We start from the raw sequence: 18,127 nt of genomic DNA on the forward strand, positions 1-18,127 counted from the left end.
GCGGAGCACGAAATTCTTGGTCCGGTTTGTGTCGGCGTGTGACTACGCCTGGCGTGGCCGAAGGACTGTCGAGCCGAACCAGTGACACAGGAGCAGGGCGAGTTCCACATCGATCCGATCGTCTCCGATGGGCACGCCCCGACGGGAAACCGCACGCCCCACCCGGTATCGCACCGAGTTGAAGTGCAGATCGAGTTCAGCGGCGGCGGCCTTGTAACTGGACCCCGCCCGCAGGAACACGCGCAGCGTTTCGCGCAGTAGCTCGTCGTTCTCACTGTCGGTGGCCAGATCGCGCAGGACCTCGCCCACCCATTCACCCGCTTCGTCGACCCGGCCACTCAGCAGTGCCGCCGCGGTCAGTCCAGGATCGGTGGCAGCGACGGTCTTCGGTCCGATGCTGTCGCCGGTGACCGCGACCGAGTGCGCGGCCAGCGCCGATCGATGCGAACGGCGGAATCCGGCGACCCCCTCCGCCATCGCGCCGATCGCCACGCTCGGGCCGTCGGGCCGGGACCGCGCGAACTTCCGGACCTGGGCCACCGCTTCCAGGTGGGCCGCCCGGAACGGCAACCATGCCCAGCCTGTCCCCGCGTCGACGGCGAACAGTGGTTGGGCGTCGGCGCCGACGGCCTCGGCGAGTTCGCGGACGAATCGCTGCAGGCGAGGGAGCTTCGTATCCTCGGCACTGCATTCGGGATGCCACAGGATCAGCGCGAGATGATGCCAGCGCAGCGGGTAGCGGAGGCATTCGGTCGCCGCGGCCGCGTCCACGCGCCCCTGGTTCTCCAGGACCGCCCGTACCCCCGCCGCGCGCCGGCTGTCCTGATCCACCAGCCACCGCTTGCGCTCCTGCTCGTAGACCACCACCACCTGCCTGGTGACCGAGTCGACGCCGTCGAACAGGGTCTTCGCCGCGGCTTCCATGACCGCGATCCGGGCGGCGGGCGTGATGTCGGTCGCGTGCAGTTCAGCGAAGAGCAGTTCGTTCAGACGGCGCTGACCGAGCCAATACGCGCGGATCATGGCATGCAGCGGAAACCCTTGCCGGGCGAGGCGTCTGGTGAACTCGGCGACGGCGTCCGGAACCCGGACCCGACCTACCGCGGCGCCGTCGCGCAGTGCGTGGAGGATGGTCGTGACACTGCCGCGCACGCTCGCGCCGAGCAGTTCGGTGGTGCGAATATCCGATCCCAGCTCCGGGATCTCACACTCCAGACCATCCTCGATGAGCCCGCTGATCTCCGATGCCCGCTCGGCCATCCGGGCGGCGATCGATGCGACGCGGTTGCCCACATCCAAGTCGTCGTGACGGAAAATGTCGTCACCTCCCAACGCCGGGCAACCGCGTCTCGGCCGCGGTTGCGTGTGAATTGTTCTCCGGCAACACCTTTGGCGTCGGATGTCGTTTGCGTGGACTGTCCCCGCGGGCCCGCCCCGGCCTCGGCCGTGGCGGAAATTCAGGCGATCTGAAGCATCAGGCGGATCAGGTCCCAGTAGCGGTCGGCGACTTGGGCGACCGTGAGCTCACGTTCCGGCCGGTACCAGTTCACAACGCCGTCGCACAGCGTCAGTACCGCGAATGTGCCGGTGGCGAGATCGGGGTCGCTCGCGATGCCGGATGCGGCGGCGACGCGAGCTTTGATCAGTTCGTAGTACGCCCGTCGCGCGTCGTACAGGAGCCGACGCTCCGCTTCGGAGAGGAACCGTCCGACCGAGTCCGAGTTCAACAGCAAATCATGGGCGCGAGCGAGTTGCGCGTTCTCGAGCTGGTAGGCGATGTGGCGACGCACTGTCTCGCGAAGCCTCGCCGCCGCTCCGACGGTCGTGGCGGGGGCGCAGACGTGGACGAGGAAACCGCGTAACGCCCTCAGCATCGCCTCGGACAGGATGTCCTCTTTCGACTTGAAATGGCTGTACAGGCCGGGAGGTTTGATCCCGACCGCGTCCGCCAGATCGCGAACCGTGCACGCCTCGAACCCGCGCTGCGCGAACAGGCCGATCGCCGTCTCCAGAATCCGTTCGCGGGTGTCCGATCGCCCGGACGCCGGCGAGGTCTCCACAACCCGCCGATCCATCTCCCCGATCAAGACCTGAAGGCGTTCCACGGCCGCGTCGTCCATATCCGAAGCATGGTCAGCGACCGCCCCGCTGGTCACGTCGGGCAACTCGACCTTCCCTCTCACCTGAACGAACGAATGTTCGTTAACACTAACTCAATCCGGTCGATTCGCACGCCGAGGTTCCGGATTGTCTGCACACTCGACACCCATGACGGGAAACGTGAAGCGACGGGTGGTCATCACCGCGCTGCTCACCGCCGGACTGGTCACCGCGACACCGGCCGCGGCGCGGCCCGCACCCGCCGCGGCCACCGAGTACCCGTGGCGTCAGCTCATGGTCGACACCGGGCGCGAGTACTTCCCGATCGACTGGCTCGAGGCGCGGGTGCGGGAGCTGTCGGCGCTGGGAATGAACACGCTGCACCTGCACCTGTCCGACAACCAGGGCTTCCGGCTGCGCAGCGACACCCATCCGGAGGTGAACTCGGCGCAGACCTATTCCAAGGACGAGATCCGCGCGCTGGTGTCCTACGCCGGGGGCTACGGCATCACCGTGGTGCCGGAGATCGACATGCCCAGCCACATGGGGCAGATCCTCGCCCACCACCCCGAACTCCAGCTGGTCCCCGCGCACACCACACCGGCCGAGGCCCAGCAGGATGCGCTGCTCGGCGGACCGGAGACCAAGATCGACCTGTCGAATCCGGCGGCGTATCAGCTCATGGGCGACCTACTGCGCGAGTTCCTCCCGCTGTTCCCCGGCCCGTACTGGCATCTCGGCGCGGACGAATACGTCAGCGACTTCGGCCGGTATCCCCAATTGAGTCCGTACGCGGTGCGCGACTACATCACCTGGGCCGCAACCATTCTGGCCGAGACCGGCAAGACGCCGATCGTCTGGAACGACGGTCTCGACTGGCCCGGCGCCCTCGGCCTCGACCCGTCGATCATCATCGACTACTGGTCCGCCGGCACCGCGCCCTGGATCCGCACCGGCCGCGGCCCCGCCGAACTCGCCGCCAATGGAAACCGCTTGGTCAACGCCGGTTTCACCCCCACCTACTTCGTCACCGGCGGCCCCGCCGCGGGCCTGAACACTCCGCCCGCCCTGCTGAAACTGTGGAACCCCGGCGTCTTCGTCGACCTCAGCACGCTGCCCGCCGCGACCCGATCCCAACTGATCGGCTCCGGCGTCTTCGTCTGGTGCGACGACCCCACGGCCATGACCCCGGACGAGATCACCACTCCCCTGTCGGAACGCCTGGCCATCATGGCCGCCAAGCTGCGCGGGCAGTAGCCGGGCCCGCCTGCCCGACACCGGAATTCAGGCGATGCGGACCCGAAGTCAGTGCTTCGGCGAGACCTCGGGCAGCAGCGCCGACCAGGCCGCGAGTACGTCCTCGGTCTGTTGTTCGGGGGTGCCGTAGGTGTGGGCGGCGACGGTGAAACCGGGGCCGAAGGACACCGACGACACCTCCGGATCGCCGACATCGGCCCAGCCCCACTTGGTTCCGTACACCTGCGGTAGTCGAGCCGTGCCCCAGTCCTGGCGGGTGCCGTCGACGGCGCGGTCGGCGGGCTGTTCCATCCACGCCAGGATGGGGCTGTCGGGTTCGTCGCGGATCTTGGCGGCGAGGAAGTCGGCCACGTCGGCGGTGCTGGTGGTCGAGAATTCCCAGTCGCCCTGGCTGTGGGTGGACCGCAGGTGGTATTCGGCGGCCTCGGCGTCGATGGCGTAGGGGTATTTGGCTTCGATCCGGTCGGCGGCGCCGTCGTCGGATTTGCGGATCATGCGTTCGCCCAGGTCGCGGTCCTCCGCGGAGCCGTCGCCGTGTTTGAGCGCGTAGTCGGCGAGGTAGAGCTTGGCGAGGGACAGGGCCGCGCGCTCCTCGTGCTGGTTGGCGGTGCCCCAGCCCGCGCCGGGGACCAGGGTGCGCACCGAGAGCGAGGTGCGGGGCGGGACGCGGGACGGGTCGAAGGCGCCGGGGTCGAGCGCGGGTTGCGCGCTCGCGGCTCCGCCGGCGCAGACGCCCAGTGCCAGTCCGACTCCGGTCGCCACGGTCTCGACCACACCTGCCCGCCTGCCCATCGCCCACCTCCGCGTCGCGTTGCACCCGGTGTCACCTTGCTCCGCGGAGCTGGGCGGATGCTCACGACACGCCGATGACGGTCAGACCGTGAGCAGGGTGCGGCCCAGCGCGGCGCGCGATCCGATGGCGGTGTGCGCCGCGGCTGCCCGGTCGAGCGGGAAGGTCTGGCCGATCACGACTTCCAGGCGTCCGGCGGCGACTTCGGCGTGCGCGCGCTGGTGCAGCGCGAGCCAGTCGGTGTCGGGGGTGGTGAGCTCGAACAGCGTCACGACGGTGACCCGCTGGGCCGCAGCGGATTCCGCGTCCACCGCGGCGAAGCCGCCGGCGGCATTGCCGTAGGCGATGAGCAGGCCGCCCGGCGCGACGGCGGCCAGCGCGTCGCGGCCGATCTCGCCGCCCGCGCCGTCGAGGACCACCGAGACGCCGCCGGTGCGTTCGCGCACCCGCTCGGCCCAGCCGGGCTCGGAGTAGTCGATCACCTCGTGCGCGCCGAGTCGTTGCGCCAGCGCCAGTTTCGCCGCACCACGGGCGGCGGCGATGACCCGGGCTCCGGCGGTGCGGGCCAATTGGACCAGCAGCGTGCCCAATCCGCCCGCGGCGGCGGTGACCAGCACCCACTGCCCCGGTTCGATGGCGGCCCGGTCCGCGATGGCGAGCACGGTGCGTCCGTCGTGGACCAGGGCGGCGGCCTGCTCGAAACTCAGCTCCGCGGGGATGGCCACGAGAGTGTCGGCCTTGGCCAGGGCTCGTTCGGCGTAGCCGCCGATGGGCAGGCCGCCGCCGACGCCGCTGGCCGCGGTGGGGGTGGCCACCCGCGTGCCCACCCACGCGGCGTCGACATCGGGGCCGACGGATTCGACGGTGCCGGTGACCGCGCCGCCGGGGATGAACGGCGGTTCGGCCGGGAAGTAGTCACGCGCCGCGCCGCTGCGCAGCATCGTGTCCAGGAACATGACGTCGGCGGCGGCGACCCGCACCACCGCTTCGCCGGGTCCGGCGACGGGGTCGGGAACCTCGTCGACCTTCAGCACCTCGGGCCCGCCGAACTCTTCGACCTGCACTGCACGCATCTCGTTGCCTCCCTCTCACTTCCGACGACCGCTTCGACCGGCCGTCGCTGCACCCAGCATCGAACCTCGACTTATGTTGAGGTCAAGGCCAGGTGAAGAACGTTCGCTCGGGGCGAACAAGGGAGTTCGGTATTCGAGACACGCGGCGAGCCCTGACCTGCACCGCAATTGCCCGGCGAACTGCTGCGCCGGGAAAAATGAACCCGGAGACACGCCGCGGAACAAAACACACGCGCGGCATGGCCGGGCCAGGCTGTTCAGGTGAGCGCTATCGCGTCGATGAGGATCCCCGGGTCGGTGAGCGAGACAGCGGCGAGCGGTATCGCCGCGGCGGGCAATCTCGTGCCGCTACTGGCCGCAGCGTGTGCGCTCGTGGCAGCGATCGCCCGGCTACCGCGCTGGCGTTCCGCCGAATCCCGGCCGTTCACCATCGCTTTGGCGCTGCTCGCGCTGTGGGCACTGCTACGCACGCCCGCCGTCAACAGCTCGGCCGACGAATTGGCGCTGCCGAGCGGGCATTTCGAGGGCTTCCCCGGACTGGCCGCGGATCTGGCGCTGGTCGGCGCGGGCGCGCTGATCGGGGTGACGGTGGCCGACCTCTGGGGGCGGGCGCTGTTGAAGCGCGCGTTCTACGTCGGGCTCGGCGCCCTCGCGGCGGCGCTGCTGTTCACCTACGACCCGTTGCACCCGTCGTACATGACCATCGAGACGCACAAATGGATCCTGGCCCTGTCGGGCGTCGTGGTGAACGCGGCGGTGGTGGCCGCGGTGGCGCGCAGCCAGCGCATCGCACCCGAGCCGTTCCGGCTGCCGTTGTGGCTGTTCATGTTCGGCGGGCTGAGTGGTGCGGCGCTGGCGCTGCTGCGGGTGATCACCCTGGTGCGACCGGCCGGGCCGCAGGTGCATTCGTGGTCGCCGATGGTCAGTATTCCCATCTTCGGATTCGCCCTGGGGTCGCTCCTCGCCGGCACCCGGCTGCGCCGACAGGAATTCGACGACCTCGACCTCTGACCTGCACTGTCGATCCGCCGTCCCAGCGGGTGGGACGGATGTTTGCCCGTGGGTACGCGCTCGGGTAGCGCCGCTGACCGGGGGCGCTTATGCTGCGTCCGGCAGAACCGAATCCGCTTGGCGGTCCGGGCATTTGGCACGGTATTTCGCGAGGCGGGCGCGGTCGGGGGCATCGGGGCGTCCGCCCTGATGGACGTAGTTCGGAAGTGCGGAGCGTGTCGGAATCAGTCAATCCGCCGAACGGGGAACAGCACACCGTTCGGAGTCAGCGCCCGCCGTATGTGACGACGGCCGTCTCACTGGTAGCCACCGCGATCGTGGTCGCGGTCGCGGTCCTGCTGTCCCCCACCGGATTCCGGATACCGCTGGCCGCCGGAGCGAGTGTGGCGGCGTTGTTGCTGACCGGCGCGCTGACCGCGGCCGCCTACTACCGGGACCGGGTGCACGCGGTACGCCGCGAGGCCCTGGCCTACACCGCGCAGGCCGATGCCCATGTGGCCGCGACCATGTCGGCCGCCCAGGCGCGAATCACCGAGTCCGAGGCCCGGGTCCACGACATCCGTGAACACGCCGCCGAACAGGCCCGCGCCGCCAAGGACAACGAGCACCGCCGGGCCGCGGCCATGGCCGCCTTCGCCGGAGCCGCGGGACGCATGCAGGCCATGAGCACCTCCATGCTGGCCGAGCTGCGCGAGATGGAACACCGCCACGCCGACCCCAAGGTGCTGGCCGACCTGCTCGAACTCGACCACCGCACCGCCCAGGCCGGACGACTGGCCGACAGCATCGCGGTGCTCAGCGGCGCCCGGTCCGGCCGCCGCTGGGCGAAACCCATTGCCATGGAGTCGATCCTGCGCGGGGCCATGGGCCGCGTCGCCGGATACCAGCGGGTGCGGCTGCGCGCGGTCACCGAGATCGCCGTCGCGGGCCACGCCGCCGAGGGCGTCATGCACGCGCTGGCCGAGCTGCTCGACAACGCCTGCAACTTCTCCCCGCCCACGACCGAGGTGCACGTCTACGCCGCCGAGGTCCCGGCGGGGGTGGTGATCACCATCGAGGACAGCGGCCTCGTCATGAGCGAATCCGCCCTCCGCAGAGCCGAATCCGCGGTGGCGGGCCCGCGCGCCGACACCGACCTCTCCTCCCTCTCCGGCACCCGACTGGGCCTGGCCGTGGTCGGGCACCTGGCCCGCAAGCACGACCTGACCGTCAGCTACCGGCCGTCCGCCATCGGCGGCACCGCCGTCGTGGTGGTCATCCCCCGCGAACTGACCACCCGCCTGGAACGCCAGTCCGGCACCCTGTCCCACCTCACCCCGGTGACTGCCGGTGCGGCCGCCGAAACAGCCGAACCCCAGATCGCCCGCGTTCCACCGCGGTCGGATGACTCGGTCGCCGAACCCGCGTGGGCGGGCTCGGCCACCACGCCGGGACGCGGACCCGAGCTCACGACTTCCGACGCCGCCGCCGACCGAGCGCGCGGAACCGAGCGCGCCGGGTCGGCCCGCACCGCCCCGAGCGGTCCGGCGCAGTTCGCTGCCGACGACAGCGGCCAGGGTCGTCAGCAGGACGAATCCAGCACGCACGCAGCGACTTCCAGCGGCCTGCCGAAGCGGCAGCGCGGCAGCACCCTCGCCGCCGTCCACCCCGAGGGCCTGGCCGTCCCGGCGGCCCCGCCCCCGCCGCGCCCTCCGGCCGCGCCGTCGTCGATGGCCGCCTTCCAGCGTGCCGTCTCCGGTCGGGAGACCCCCGCCGACGCCGGGTCTTCGCCGCTCACCAATCTCGATCCGCCCCCGGGCGGCCGCATCCCCACCGTCTCGACCCGGCCGGATCCGCTCGGCCTCGACGGTTCGAGCGACGCCTCCCTGCTGCCGAGGTCACTGATGGACGCGGTCCGGCGCGGAATCGATCTGCGCGACAACGCCACCGCGGCATCGCATTCCACCGGCCGGACCGCGCAGCTCCCGGACGGCGAGAGCGGCCGCGAGCCCGGCACCGGCGCTTACCCTGCCCCTGCGAACCCCTGGGAGACCGATCGATGACACCGTCCGCCACACATCTGGGCTGGCTGTTGGAGCAGTTGCTGGTGCGCACGCCGCGGGCGCGGCACGCACTGCTGCTGTCCGGGGACGGTTTGAAGATCTGTCATACGCCCGGACTGGGGAACGACAGCGCCGATCAGCTGGCGGCGATCGCGGCCGGGATCCAGAGCCTGTCGCACGGGGCCTCGGTGGAGTTCGGAGACGGGCGCGGCGGCGTACGGCAGTCGATGACCGAGTTCTACGGGGGCATCCTGTTCATCGTGGAAGCCGGGGTGGGCGCACACATCGCGGTGGTCGCCGCCGAGGACGCCGACGCCGGACTGGTCGGCCACAATATGCGCGAGCTGGTCGAGCAGCTCGGCGAGCATCTGGCCGCCGCCCCGCGAGTACCGGGGGCGAGCGTGCCGTGACCAGGCCAGACGAGGATCCGGATCGGCTGTACACACTGACCGGCGGTCGCAGCCAACCGGATTCGGACGCCTTCGACCTGGTCACCCTGGTGGTCAGCGAGAGCGCTCCGGTGCGCGGCATGCAGTCCGAGCACGCCGCCATCCTCGATATGTGCCGCGCGCCGACCGCGGTGGTGGAGATCGCGGCCGAGCTGCGCCTGCCGGTGGGCATCACCGTCATCCTCCTGTCGGACCTGCTGCACGCGGGCAAGATCACGGTGCGTCATCCGGATCACGCGTCGCGGCAATGGAATTGGCTGCCCACTACCGACACGCTGGAAAAGGTGCTCGTTGGACTCCGCAAACTCTGACCTCCGCCCCTCCCGGGCCGAGGCTCCGCTGCCCGCCGACGCCCGTCAGGGCCTGAAGATCGTCATCGTCGGCGGCTTCGGCGTCGGCAAGACCACCATGGTGCGCTCGATCAGCGAGATCCGCCCGCTCGACACCGAGGCCACCATGACCCAGGTCGGCCAGGACGTCGACGATCCGGCCGGGATACCCGGAAAGTCCACCACCACGGTGGCTTTCGACTTCGGCCGCATCACCATCGACAACGAACACGTGCTCTACCTGTTCGGCGCGCCCGGCCAGGAACGCTTCTGGTTCCTGTGGGACCGGCTGTTCACGGGCGCGCTCGGCGCGATCGTGCTGGTGGATCAGCGCCGGATCGCCGACTCCTGGTACGCCATCGACCGGCTCGAACATCAGGGCACGCCGTTCATCGTGGCCTGCAACAGCTTCGGGCCCGGACTGTCCATGGCGGAGGTGCGGGAGGCGCTGGATCTGGGCCCGCACATCCCGCTGGTCGAATGCGATGCCCGCCTGCGCGATTCCTGCAAGAACGTCCTGATCACCCTGGTCGAGTACCTCTACCACCCGGAGACCGTCTCATGACCTCGCCCGCGCAGGGCAGCTGCCCGGTGCCCCACGCCACCGCGGCGGCGCCGTTCAACCGCTCAGCGGTGGTGCCGCTGAGCGGCCCCCGCTTCCACACCGACCGCAACTCCCTCTACCGCGAGATCCGCCGCGACCACGGCCCGGTCGCCGCCGTCGAGCTGATCGGCGGGATCCCGGCCTGGCTGGTGCTCGGCTACCGGGAGATGCACCAGGTCACCAGCTCGCCCGAACTGTTCCCGCGCGACGTGAGCCTGTGGAACCAGTGGCCCAACATTCCCCCGGACTGGCCGCTGCTGCCCATGGTCGGCACGCCGATGCCCTCGATCTACTTCACCGCGGGCGCCGAGCACCGCCGCCACCTGGCCATGGTGGAACCGGCGCTGGAATCGGTGGACAACTTCGAATTGCGCAGGGTCGCCGAGGGTTTGGCCGACCAGCTGATCGACGCCTTCTGCGGGCGCGGCACCGCCGACCTGGTCGCCGACTTCGCCGAACCGCTGCCGGTACTGGTGCTCGCCGGACTCCTGGGCATCCCCGAGGTCGAGGGCCCCGGACTCGCGCGCGCCATGAAGGTGATGGCCGACGGCGGCGCCGACGCCCAGACCGCGCACCTGCAATTCATGCAGTACATGCAGCACCTGCTGGCCATGAAGAAGGCCGCGCCCGGCGACGATCTGGTCTCGCGCATGCTCGCGCAGCCGGGGCAGTTCACCGACGAGGAATACGTCAACGACCTGATGGCCGTCACCGCCGCCGGGCATCTGCCCACCGCGGACTGGCTGATCAACTCGGTGCGGCTGATGCTCACCGACGACCGGTTCGCGGCCGCGCTCGGCGGTGGCCGGCGCAGCGTGGACCAGGCCATGAACGAGGTGCTGTGGGAGGACTCCCCCAACTCGATCCTGGCCGGACGCTGGGCCGCCCGCGACACCCGGCTGGCCGACACCCAGATTCGCGCCGGCGACCTGGTGCTGCTCGGGCTGGCCGCCGCCAACACCGATCCGCATGTGCGCCAATCGGTCGGCGACGGCATCAACAGCGGCAACAACGCCCACTTCGCGTTCAGTCACGGCGAGTACCGGTGCCCGTTCCCTGCGCAGCAGATCGCGGAGACGGTGGCGCGCACCGGCATCGAGGTGCTGCTGGACCGGCTGCCCGACATCGATCTGGCGGTGCCGGCCGCGAGCCTGGTGCGCCGGCCCTCCCCGTTCCTGTGCGGAATGACTTCTCTGCCCGTTGTTTTCACACCTGTTCGTGCTCTCGGAGGTTTCCAGTGAGTTCCCCCTGCCCGCATGCCATGGCCATCGATCCGATGGTCGGCGACCTCGCCGGTGAGACCACCCGTCTGCGCGCCGCCGGACCGATCACCCGCATCGACCTGCTGGGCGCACCCGCCTGGACCATCACCGATCACACCGTGGCGCGGCAGCTGCTCACCGACGCCCGGCTGGTCAAGGACATCAACGCCTGGAAATTGTTCAGCGAGGGCGTGATCACCCGGCAGTGGCCGCTGATCGGCATGATCGACGCCGGGCGGTCCATGTTCACCGTGGACGGCCCCGAACATCGCCGCCTGCGCATCAAGACCACCCAGGCACTGACCCCGCGGCGCCTGGAAGAGCTGCGCCCCACCGTCGAACGGCTCACCAAGGAACTGCTCGACGACCTGGACGTGGCGGGCGGCGAGGGCGCGGTGGTCGACCTCAAGCAGGTCTTCGCCTACCCGCTGCCCATGCGCGTGATCTCCGAGCTGATGGGCGTGCCGCGCGAGGACCACCCCATGCTGCTGGACTGGTACAAGAAGTTCTTCTCCATGATGACCCCGCAGGACGAGCGGCTGCGGGTCATCGACGACATGGACGTCTACTTCACCGAGATGGTCCGCCGCAAGACCGCCGCCCCCACCGACGATCTCACCAGCGCGCTCATCCTGGCCGACGAGGGCGGCGAGCCGCTCACCGAGGAAGAGGTGGTCGGCAACCTCAAGGCGCTGGTCGCCGCCGGGCACGAGACCACCGTCAGCCTGATCCTGAACACGGTGCGCGCCTTGCTGGCCCGGCCCGAGCAGCTGGCCCGGGTGCGGTCCGAGGAAGTGGAGTGGAAGCAGGTCATCGAGGAGTCGCTGCGCTTCGACGGCCCGGTCACCCACCTGCTGATGCGGTTCGCCACCGAGGACATCACGGTCGGCGACACCGTGATCGAGCAGGGCGAGGGCGTGGTGATGTCGTACCGCGCGATCGGACGCGACACCGCCGTATTCGGCGACGACGCCGACGAATTCGACATCACCCGGCCGACCGCGCACCGCAATATCTCCTTCGGATACGGCCCGCACATCTGCCCCGGCGCGGCGCTGGCGCGGCTGGAGGCGGCCATCGCGCTGCCCGCGCTGTTCGACCGCTTCCCGGCGCTGCGGCTGGCCGGCGCGGATTCGGATATCGTGAACCTTCCGGTCATGACGCAGAACGACATCGCGGCGCTGCCGCTGCACCTGGTCTGACCGCTCGCGCACGCGCCGGAACCCCGTTTCCGGCGCGTGCGGCCGTGTCCGCCACGGGCGAATTGGGGTGTTTCGGCTCGCTCATCACCGACCTTCGCCCTGCTACCGTCGATGCAGCGGAACCCAACGACAAGGAGAATGTCATGGGCGGCATCATCACGATGATCATCATCGGCCTGATCGCGGGCGCGATCGCCCGGCTGATCGTCCCCGGCAAGGAGGACTTCGGCATCATCTGGACCGCGGTGCTCGGCATCGTCGGCGGCTATGTCGGCGGCACGCTCGGCAGTCTGCTGTTCTCGCCGCACGAATTCAGCGTGCATCCGCCGGTCAAGCACGCCTTCCTGGGCGCGATCGTCGGCGCGATCGTGGTGCTGGCGATCTACAAGTGGATCCGCGCACGCGTCTGAGCGCATATCGAAGACCACCGCTCGGGGCGGGGCCGCTGGAACGCGGTCCCGCCCCTTGTGGTTTCGGCGGCGTTGCACGCGATGAGGGGTCCGCACAAGGCCGCCGCCGCCACGACGCCGTCCCCACGGCGCCCCCGGGTCGCAGGTGGTCTACGCCCCAAGCTTTCTACGTACCTACTTAGTAGATACGTAGAAGTTAGCAGAAGGTTGCGACCGGATCAACGGGCGGATTTCGTCCGCGGGCGGGTTGCGATCAACCGCAGCCGGTCTCGCGAAAGGCGGCCGGGGTGGTGCCCATCTCGACCCGGAACGCGCGATAGAACTGCCGCTCATTGGTGAAGCCGGAACTGTGCGCGACCGCCGCCACCGGGAGATCCCTTCGCGCGGTGAGCAATCCGCACGCGTACTCGACCCGCATCCGGCGCAGTAGCGTCGCCGGGCCCTCCTCGAACTCCTCGAGCACGCGGTACAGCGTGCGCCGCGACACCCCGCAGCCCGCCGCGATCGCCGCCACGGTGAGTGTCGCGTCGAGGCAGTGCTTCCGGAGGAAATCCAGCACCTGACGGCGGGTGAGGCTCTCCGACGCCTCGCCCGGGATCGTGCGACCGGAGGTCAGGGCGATGGCGGAGGACAGCAGATCCACCGTCGAACCGGCCAGCACCGCGGCCTGCGCGGGATCGATGTTCTGCAATTCGGTCAGCTCACGCAGGAAGCTGGTGACCACGCCGGCGGGACTCTTCCCCACCACCGTGGTCGCGGTCGGGATCTCCGAAGGGGCGATGCCGGAACGCTGCCGCAGTCGGCTCAGTGGCACCTGCACCGCGGACATCTCCCACGCGCCCTCGAATTCCCAGTGGTACGGGCGGGTGCTGTCGTAGAACACCATCTCGCCCGGACCCACCTCCGCGACCCGGCCGTCCTGATGCAACCAGCCGCGGCCCGCGATCTGAATACTGGTGTGCAGGAACTCGTCATCGGTGCGGGCGATCAGGGTGCGGGTGCGATGCACCCGCTGTTTGCTCGCGCCCAGCGTCGACAACTCGACCTCGTTGTAGCGTCCGTGCACGATCCAGCCCTCGAAGCGCTCCTGCTCGCCGGGCGACACCGCCAGCGGCACATACGCTTCGCTGAGACCCGCTTCCCACTGTTCGAACAACTCCCCCGCCTTGACCCCCTCGCCGCCGCGGACCTCGACCCGCCGAACCCCCTGCAAAACACCCACTCCGATCGATCCACCACCGCGGTACCCGCCATTTTCTCATGGGCCCCGATTCGAGCCCCGAAGCGCGCCAAGCCCTTCGACGCCGTCCGGCTCGCCGCGGGCGGCGCCGATCACGCCGCGGTGTTCTCCTCCGTCACCACGTGCCGAGTCGCGGCACGCGCCAGGGTCGCCCAGTTCTCGGCCTGTTCGGCGGCCAGTTCGGCGATCAGCGCGGCGTGACAGGGCGAGAGCTCGCAGGCGAGATCGGCCCAGGCGGCGGGATCGGCGGGGAGGGCGGCCAGCAGGGCCAGCAGCTGCCTGCCGGATTCGGTGCGTTGCAACGCGGGGTCCGGGCACAGGGTGCGCAAGGCGGCGGCCTGCTGGGCGCGGTCACCGGCGGCCGAGTCCGAACGGCGTTGCATCGGACGGGGATCGGTGAGGTGGACGCGCTCCGGGCGGCGAAGGACCTCGTCCGGCGCGGCCGCCGGGGTCGGGCACGGGCGCGGTGCGCAGGCCGGGAGCACTGCGGTTCTGCGCCGGATGGCCGCGATCGTGCGCTCGGACAGGCCGAGCGTCGTGGCCAGGCGGCGATCCGACCAGTCCGGGTAGTACATCAGCGCCTGCTCGGCGGCGGCCTTGCGATCGGCGGCGGACAGCGGCAGGCCGTGCGCGGAGTTCAGCCGGATGGCGAGCAGCAGGGCTTGCCCGTCGTCGCCGTCGAAGTAGACCGCGTCGATCCACTGCGACCCACTGCACTGCGCGGCCCGCACACGATGGGCGCCGTCGATGACAGTCATGCTCGGCCGGTGCACCACGATCGGCGGCAGCGCCGCGGCGACCTCCGACAGCGCGGCCACATGCCGTGCGTTCTCCCCGGATTGCCGCAACGTCGCGCTGATGTGCACGCGGTCCAGGGGGATTCGGACGATCTCGGCGGGATTCGGTTCGAGCCCGCGGACATTCGCGCCCCGAGAGGTGCGCAACCCCATCGATCGCACCATTCGAGCCGCCAACCACAGCCGGATGCCGGTGAGAAGACGCAGCCACCACACATTGTTCGGTCCGAGCACTGTTGCCGCCTCCCTACGCCGAGCAGCCACGACCGCCGGAGCCGCAGAAGCGTTTCCGGGCAGGGCCTGTCAACGACGCGCCAGGCGGTCTCACGGGGAGAACCGGCAAGATTCCCGCTTGCGCGGGTGCGTACTGGCGGCAGTGTAGCGATCCGGACATTCCGTGATCAATTGAGCAAATCCCCCGCCCACCTGCGTATTTCCCCCTTGATCACGCTGACCTGCCGCAAACCCGCGACGCGCGGTCAACCGCTGTTATATACCCAACAAACATTACTGATGGTTTGTTTGCTGGCCGACTAATCCACCAGGTCGGGGTCCCGCACCGTCACCAACGCGGCCGTCGTGTACTGATCCAGCGCCATCAACACCGCCCGCGCCCGCACCACCTTCCACCCGCCGTCCAGCGTCCGCAACCGCAACACCCCCGACGTCCGCGACTGCGCCAGATCCCGGCTCATGGCCTTCGCGATCCCCAGATCCTCCGGATGGATCCCCGGCTCCGGCTCCCCCGCCAGCGACTGCCACGCGATCCCCGGCATCGCCGGACCCATCCATCGCAACAACCGCAGGTTCCGCAGATCCACGATCGCCCGATAATCCCCCGCCGCCGCGGCCGCGTCCAAGACCCGATGCTCCAGAATCACCGGCGGCGGCGCCGAACTCACCTCCGTCGCATCCCCGATGTCATGGGTGACCCCTCGCATGAAGATCTCGCACCCGTCCGCGGAGCTGCGCTCCTCCAGAATCCGGCAGGAGAAGTGCGCCGCCCGCAACGCCCCGTCATCGCGCCGCACGGTCCACACCGCCTGATGCTCGGTCCCCGGCGCCGACCGCACGATCTTCGCGAGCGCATCGGACTCGTCGCTGTTGGTGATGACCCGGGCGAACACCCCGGCGATGGCATGCTCCCGCGCCCGGTTCTCCGGCGCGACCCCGTACAGATCGAGCAGATCGTCCGATCGCGTGGACTTCGACGTCGAGAGGTTGAAGTACCACGCCCCCACCCGATCGCGCGGCGGGATCTGCTCCTCGACCGGCCCCGACCACAGCAGCACCGCGTGCACCCGCTCCGAGGTGATGTGCAGCGGGATCGTCACCGTCCGGCGCCGCCCGTCCTCGCTCACGACATCCACCGGTTCCAGGCGGGCCAGCGTCGACGCCACCGCGCCGCGAATGGCCGAGAGGGTCTCGCGCTGCCGGAACATCTGGGTGAGCGGGACGAATTTCCTCGGTGCGCTCCCGAGTCCGATCACGGTCGGCTCCCCGCCGCCGAACGTCTCGATCAACAGCCACCGTGTACCGCTCACCGCATACTCCCCTCTCGTCCCCTGACCATGAGTACACGAGTCTTCCCCAGCGCGACACCGTAGCGGATCGTTAACTCGAGTTGAGTTTTCCCCCAAGGCTTTTCACTGAACCGCCGGTGTTGAGCCGTTCCCGCCAAGTTTCACGATCAGCCCGCGAAGGATCGGCGGCGGAGTTAACTTGGTCGTGCGTCCAAGTTTTCGGGGAAAGCAGTACTTCGATGCGAAAATTCATTCTGATCACCGCTTCAATCGGCATCTCATTCGCCATCGCGACCGGGCCGGCGGCCGCTGACCCGGTCACCGTGGAAGACCCGGGAGTCGTCCAGGCCGATCCCACCGCCACCGGGGCGGCTCCACCCGGAATGCCCTGCCTGGAAGGGTTTCTCAAAGGCTGGGCCAGTTCGGCGGCCACCGGCTCGGTCACCGGCTTCGCGCTCGGATTCCTCGGCGGGTCCGCCGCCGGACCCGAAAGCGGATCCGCGGCGGGCCTGGCCAACGGCATCATCACTGCGCTGGCCAGCGGCTCCGGCGGCGGACTCGCCACCTGTGCCCTCGACGAGCTGGCCAATGGGGGCGGCGACGCCTTCCTCGGCTCGACGACCGGTCCGGGCCGCGGATACCTGACCGGCTCCGCCGCCGGGTCCGCTTCCGGCTCGGCTACCAGCGACCTGCCGGGTGCGGTGATATCCAGCATCCTGTCGGGACTGCTCGGCGCGGCGACCAGCGGCTCGAGCTAACAGGCCGGGCACGCGAAAGGCCTTCATCGACCAGGTCGGTCGATGAAGGCCTTTCGCCGCGGCGGATCAGTAGGTCGGGAGCACGTAGTCCTGGGTCTGGTCCAGCATCTTCATCATGATGGGGCGGAACAGCTTGGTGGTCATGAGCTTTCCGACCTGCTGCATCATCTTCAGACCGAGCTTCGAGGTGGGGAGCATCATCTGGATGCCGCCGCCGGGGAGTTCCTTGGCCTTCTCCAGGAACGGGGTGACCTGCTCCTCGTAGCGGGCCAGGGCGCCGTCGATATCGGTGGGGGTTGCGGCGATTTCGCCGGCCAGCAGGTAGGCGCCGACGATGGCCATCGCAGTACCCATGCCGGTCATCGGGGAGCCACAGAAACCGGAGTCGCCGAGCAGGGTGACGCGGCCCTTGGACAGGGTGGGCATGTCGACGCGGACCAGCTCGTCGAAGTAGAAGTCCTCGGTGGTCTCCAAGTGCTCGAGCGCCTCGGGGACCAGCCAGCCCGCCTCGGCCAGCATGTCGCGGATCAGCGTGCGCTGGGCGGCGACATCGCGGCGCAGGGTCGGGTCGGCGTCGGTGCGCAGGGTGATGATGGCCTTCGAGGTGGCCGGGTCGAAATCGGGGCGCAGGCCGAGGGAGGCGCGCGGCACCACGTGCATGGACATCCAGTCCTTCTCGACGCCCGCCGGGGTGGGGATGGTGTAGAAGGACATGTAGCCGCCCAGGTAGGTGGTGAACTCCTCCTCCGGGCCGAACACCAGCTTGCGGGTCCGCGAGTGCACGCCGTCCGCGCCGATCACCAGGTCGTAGCGCTCCTCGCGGCCCGAGGCGAATCCGACCGTGGCGCCGTCGGCATCCTGGTCGATGGTCTCGATCCAGTCGCCGTAGCGGTAGTCGAGTTCGCCTGCGGCACCGGCGAGTTCGGTGAGCAGCACATTGTTGAGGTCGCCCCGGCTGATCTCGATGTCGGCCACCGGACCCTTACCGTCGAACATCTCCATCGACATCCGGTACACCGACGACCCGTCCGCCTTGACCAGGGCCATCCCCTTCTCGTGCAGCAGGCTCTTCTTGATCCCCTCCATCAGCCCCATCCGCTCGGCCACCTCGCGGCTGGGCCCACGCAGGTCGACCGCCTGCCCACCGGGCCGCGGCTCGGCCGCCCGCTCGACCACGGTGACCGCGATACCGGCCCGAAGCAACTGCAGGGCAACGGCATTGCCGGCGATGCCGCCGCCGGCGACCAGGACGCGGAGGGTGTTGGCGGTGGTGCTCATGG

The 18,127-nt window shown here is 69.6% G+C and carries 18 protein-coding genes; 10 read left to right on the forward strand and 8 right to left on the reverse strand.

From position 1 onward, the window contains the following. Nucleotides 1–42 precede the first annotated feature (42 nt). Together ABZ382_RS09215 and ABZ382_RS09220 are read right to left on the reverse strand one after the other, a co-directional pair. Entirely contained in the window at nucleotides 43–1,293 is a 1,251-nt protein-coding gene (locus ABZ382_RS09215; RefSeq protein WP_357086137.1) for a helix-turn-helix domain-containing protein, read from the reverse strand. Nucleotides 1,294–1,457: 164 nt separating this feature from the next. Then, nucleotides 1,458–2,120: a TetR/AcrR family transcriptional regulator gene (locus ABZ382_RS09220; RefSeq protein WP_357086139.1), complete on the reverse strand. Its 663-nt coding sequence runs from the start codon at nucleotides 2,118–2,120 to the stop codon at nucleotides 1,458–1,460. A 148-nt stretch (nucleotides 2,121–2,268) separates the two neighbouring features. Between ABZ382_RS09220 and ABZ382_RS09225 the strand changes: the two genes are divergently transcribed. Beyond that, on the forward strand, nucleotides 2,269–3,357 hold the full coding sequence (locus ABZ382_RS09225) for a family 20 glycosylhydrolase (protein ID WP_357086141.1): 1,089 nt from the start codon (nucleotides 2,269–2,271) through the stop codon (nucleotides 3,355–3,357). A gap of 48 nt (nucleotides 3,358–3,405) precedes the next feature. Here ABZ382_RS09225 and ABZ382_RS09230 read toward each other — a convergent pair whose 3' ends face one another. Together ABZ382_RS09230 and ABZ382_RS09235 are read right to left on the reverse strand one after the other, a co-directional pair. Then, nucleotides 3,406–4,149, reverse strand: a complete 744-nt coding sequence (locus tag ABZ382_RS09230; RefSeq protein ID WP_357086143.1) for a hypothetical protein — start codon at nucleotides 4,147–4,149, stop codon at nucleotides 3,406–3,408. Between the two features lie 81 nt (nucleotides 4,150–4,230). Further along, complete coding sequence (locus ABZ382_RS09235) at nucleotides 4,231–5,220, reverse strand: zinc-binding dehydrogenase (RefSeq protein ID WP_357086145.1); 990 nt, start codon at nucleotides 5,218–5,220, stop codon at nucleotides 4,231–4,233. A gap of 297 nt (nucleotides 5,221–5,517) precedes the next feature. On the opposite strand from ABZ382_RS09235, the gene ABZ382_RS09240 reads away from it, so the two are divergent. From ABZ382_RS09240 to ABZ382_RS09275, 8 genes are all read left to right on the forward strand, one after another. Next, on the forward strand, nucleotides 5,518–6,231 hold the full coding sequence (locus ABZ382_RS09240; protein WP_357086147.1) for a hypothetical protein: 714 nt from the start codon (nucleotides 5,518–5,520) through the stop codon (nucleotides 6,229–6,231). Nucleotides 6,232–6,446: 215 nt separating this feature from the next. Continuing rightward, nucleotides 6,447–8,273, forward strand: coding sequence for an ATP-binding protein (locus ABZ382_RS09245; protein ID WP_357086149.1), 1,827 nt, complete (start codon nucleotides 6,447–6,449; stop codon nucleotides 8,271–8,273). Then, nucleotides 8,270–8,683: a roadblock/LC7 domain-containing protein gene (locus ABZ382_RS09250; protein WP_357086151.1), complete on the forward strand. Its 414-nt coding sequence runs from the start codon at nucleotides 8,270–8,272 to the stop codon at nucleotides 8,681–8,683. Before ABZ382_RS09245 ends, ABZ382_RS09250 begins: the two co-directional genes overlap by 4 nt. Then, complete coding sequence (locus ABZ382_RS09255) at nucleotides 8,680–9,033, forward strand: DUF742 domain-containing protein (protein ID WP_357086153.1); 354 nt, start codon at nucleotides 8,680–8,682, stop codon at nucleotides 9,031–9,033. The genes ABZ382_RS09250 and ABZ382_RS09255 overlap by 4 nt, the downstream gene beginning before the upstream one ends. A 28-nt stretch (nucleotides 9,034–9,061) precedes the next feature. Continuing rightward, complete coding sequence (locus ABZ382_RS09260; RefSeq protein WP_357087303.1) at nucleotides 9,062–9,616, forward strand: ATP/GTP-binding protein; 555 nt, start codon at nucleotides 9,062–9,064, stop codon at nucleotides 9,614–9,616. Continuing rightward, entirely contained in the window at nucleotides 9,613–10,896 is a 1,284-nt protein-coding gene (locus tag ABZ382_RS09265) for a cytochrome P450 (RefSeq protein WP_357086155.1), read from the forward strand. Before ABZ382_RS09260 ends, ABZ382_RS09265 begins: the two co-directional genes overlap by 4 nt. Continuing rightward, nucleotides 10,893–12,119, forward strand: a complete 1,227-nt coding sequence (locus ABZ382_RS09270; RefSeq protein WP_357086157.1) for a cytochrome P450 — start codon at nucleotides 10,893–10,895, stop codon at nucleotides 12,117–12,119. Before ABZ382_RS09265 ends, ABZ382_RS09270 begins: the two co-directional genes overlap by 4 nt. Before the next feature lie 143 nt (nucleotides 12,120–12,262). Further along, nucleotides 12,263–12,529, forward strand: a complete 267-nt coding sequence (locus ABZ382_RS09275; RefSeq protein WP_357086159.1) for a GlsB/YeaQ/YmgE family stress response membrane protein — start codon at nucleotides 12,263–12,265, stop codon at nucleotides 12,527–12,529. 253 nt (nucleotides 12,530–12,782) lie between these two features. On the opposite strand, the gene ABZ382_RS09280 is transcribed toward ABZ382_RS09275, so the two are convergent. From ABZ382_RS09280 to ABZ382_RS09290, 3 genes are all read right to left on the reverse strand, one after another. Further along, nucleotides 12,783–13,751: a helix-turn-helix domain-containing protein gene (locus tag ABZ382_RS09280; RefSeq protein ID WP_357086161.1), complete on the reverse strand. Its 969-nt coding sequence runs from the start codon at nucleotides 13,749–13,751 to the stop codon at nucleotides 12,783–12,785. Nucleotides 13,752–13,861: 110 nt separating this feature from the next. After that, on the reverse strand, nucleotides 13,862–14,719 hold the full coding sequence (locus tag ABZ382_RS09285; protein WP_357086163.1) for a ParB/RepB/Spo0J family partition protein: 858 nt from the start codon (nucleotides 14,717–14,719) through the stop codon (nucleotides 13,862–13,864). 380 nt (nucleotides 14,720–15,099) lie between these two features. Further along, nucleotides 15,100–16,110, reverse strand: coding sequence for a GAF domain-containing protein (locus tag ABZ382_RS09290; protein WP_357086165.1), 1,011 nt, complete (start codon nucleotides 16,108–16,110; stop codon nucleotides 15,100–15,102). A gap of 218 nt (nucleotides 16,111–16,328) precedes the next feature. Between ABZ382_RS09290 and ABZ382_RS09295 the strand changes: the two genes are divergently transcribed. After that, nucleotides 16,329–16,847 carry a hypothetical protein gene (locus tag ABZ382_RS09295; protein ID WP_357086167.1) on the forward strand — a complete coding sequence of 173 codons (519 nt, stop codon included), beginning with the start codon at nucleotides 16,329–16,331 and terminating at the stop codon, nucleotides 16,845–16,847. 66 nt (nucleotides 16,848–16,913) lie between these two features. Here ABZ382_RS09295 and ABZ382_RS09300 read toward each other — a convergent pair whose 3' ends face one another. Next, nucleotides 16,914–18,125 carry an FAD-dependent monooxygenase gene (locus ABZ382_RS09300; protein ID WP_357086169.1) on the reverse strand — a complete coding sequence of 404 codons (1,212 nt, stop codon included), beginning with the start codon at nucleotides 18,123–18,125 and terminating at the stop codon, nucleotides 16,914–16,916. Nucleotides 18,126–18,127 lie beyond the last annotated feature (2 nt).

Source organism: Nocardia sp. NPDC005825 (genome assembly GCF_040630175.1).
GTDB lineage: Bacteria > Actinomycetota > Actinomycetes > Mycobacteriales > Mycobacteriaceae > Nocardia.

Bases quoted from the DNA above. Each gene is read 5' to 3' on its own strand.
- ABZ382_RS09235 (WP_357086145.1), bottom strand. From the start codon at position 5,220: ATGCGTGCAGTGCAGGTCGAAGAGTTCGGCGGGCCCGAGGTGCTGAAG.
- ABZ382_RS09225 (WP_357086141.1), top strand. From the start codon at position 2,269: ATGACGGGAAACGTGAAGCGACGGGTGGTCATCACCGCGCTGCTCACC.
- ABZ382_RS09285 (WP_357086163.1), bottom strand. From the start codon at position 14,719: ATGGGGTTGCGCACCTCTCGGGGCGCGAATGTCCGCGGGCTCGAACCG.
- ABZ382_RS09250 (WP_357086151.1), top strand. From the start codon at position 8,270: ATGACACCGTCCGCCACACATCTGGGCTGGCTGTTGGAGCAGTTGCTG.
- ABZ382_RS09300 (WP_357086169.1), bottom strand. From the start codon at position 18,125: ATGAGCACCACCGCCAACACCCTCCGCGTCCTGGTCGCCGGCGGCGGC.
- ABZ382_RS09230 (WP_357086143.1), bottom strand. From the start codon at position 4,149: ATGGGCAGGCGGGCAGGTGTGGTCGAGACCGTGGCGACCGGAGTCGGA.
- ABZ382_RS09220 (WP_357086139.1), bottom strand. From the start codon at position 2,120: ATGGACGACGCGGCCGTGGAACGCCTTCAGGTCTTGATCGGGGAGATG.
- ABZ382_RS09295 (WP_357086167.1), top strand. From the start codon at position 16,329: ATGCGAAAATTCATTCTGATCACCGCTTCAATCGGCATCTCATTCGCC.
- ABZ382_RS09275 (WP_357086159.1), top strand. From the start codon at position 12,263: ATGGGCGGCATCATCACGATGATCATCATCGGCCTGATCGCGGGCGCG.
- ABZ382_RS09265 (WP_357086155.1), top strand. From the start codon at position 9,613: ATGACCTCGCCCGCGCAGGGCAGCTGCCCGGTGCCCCACGCCACCGCG.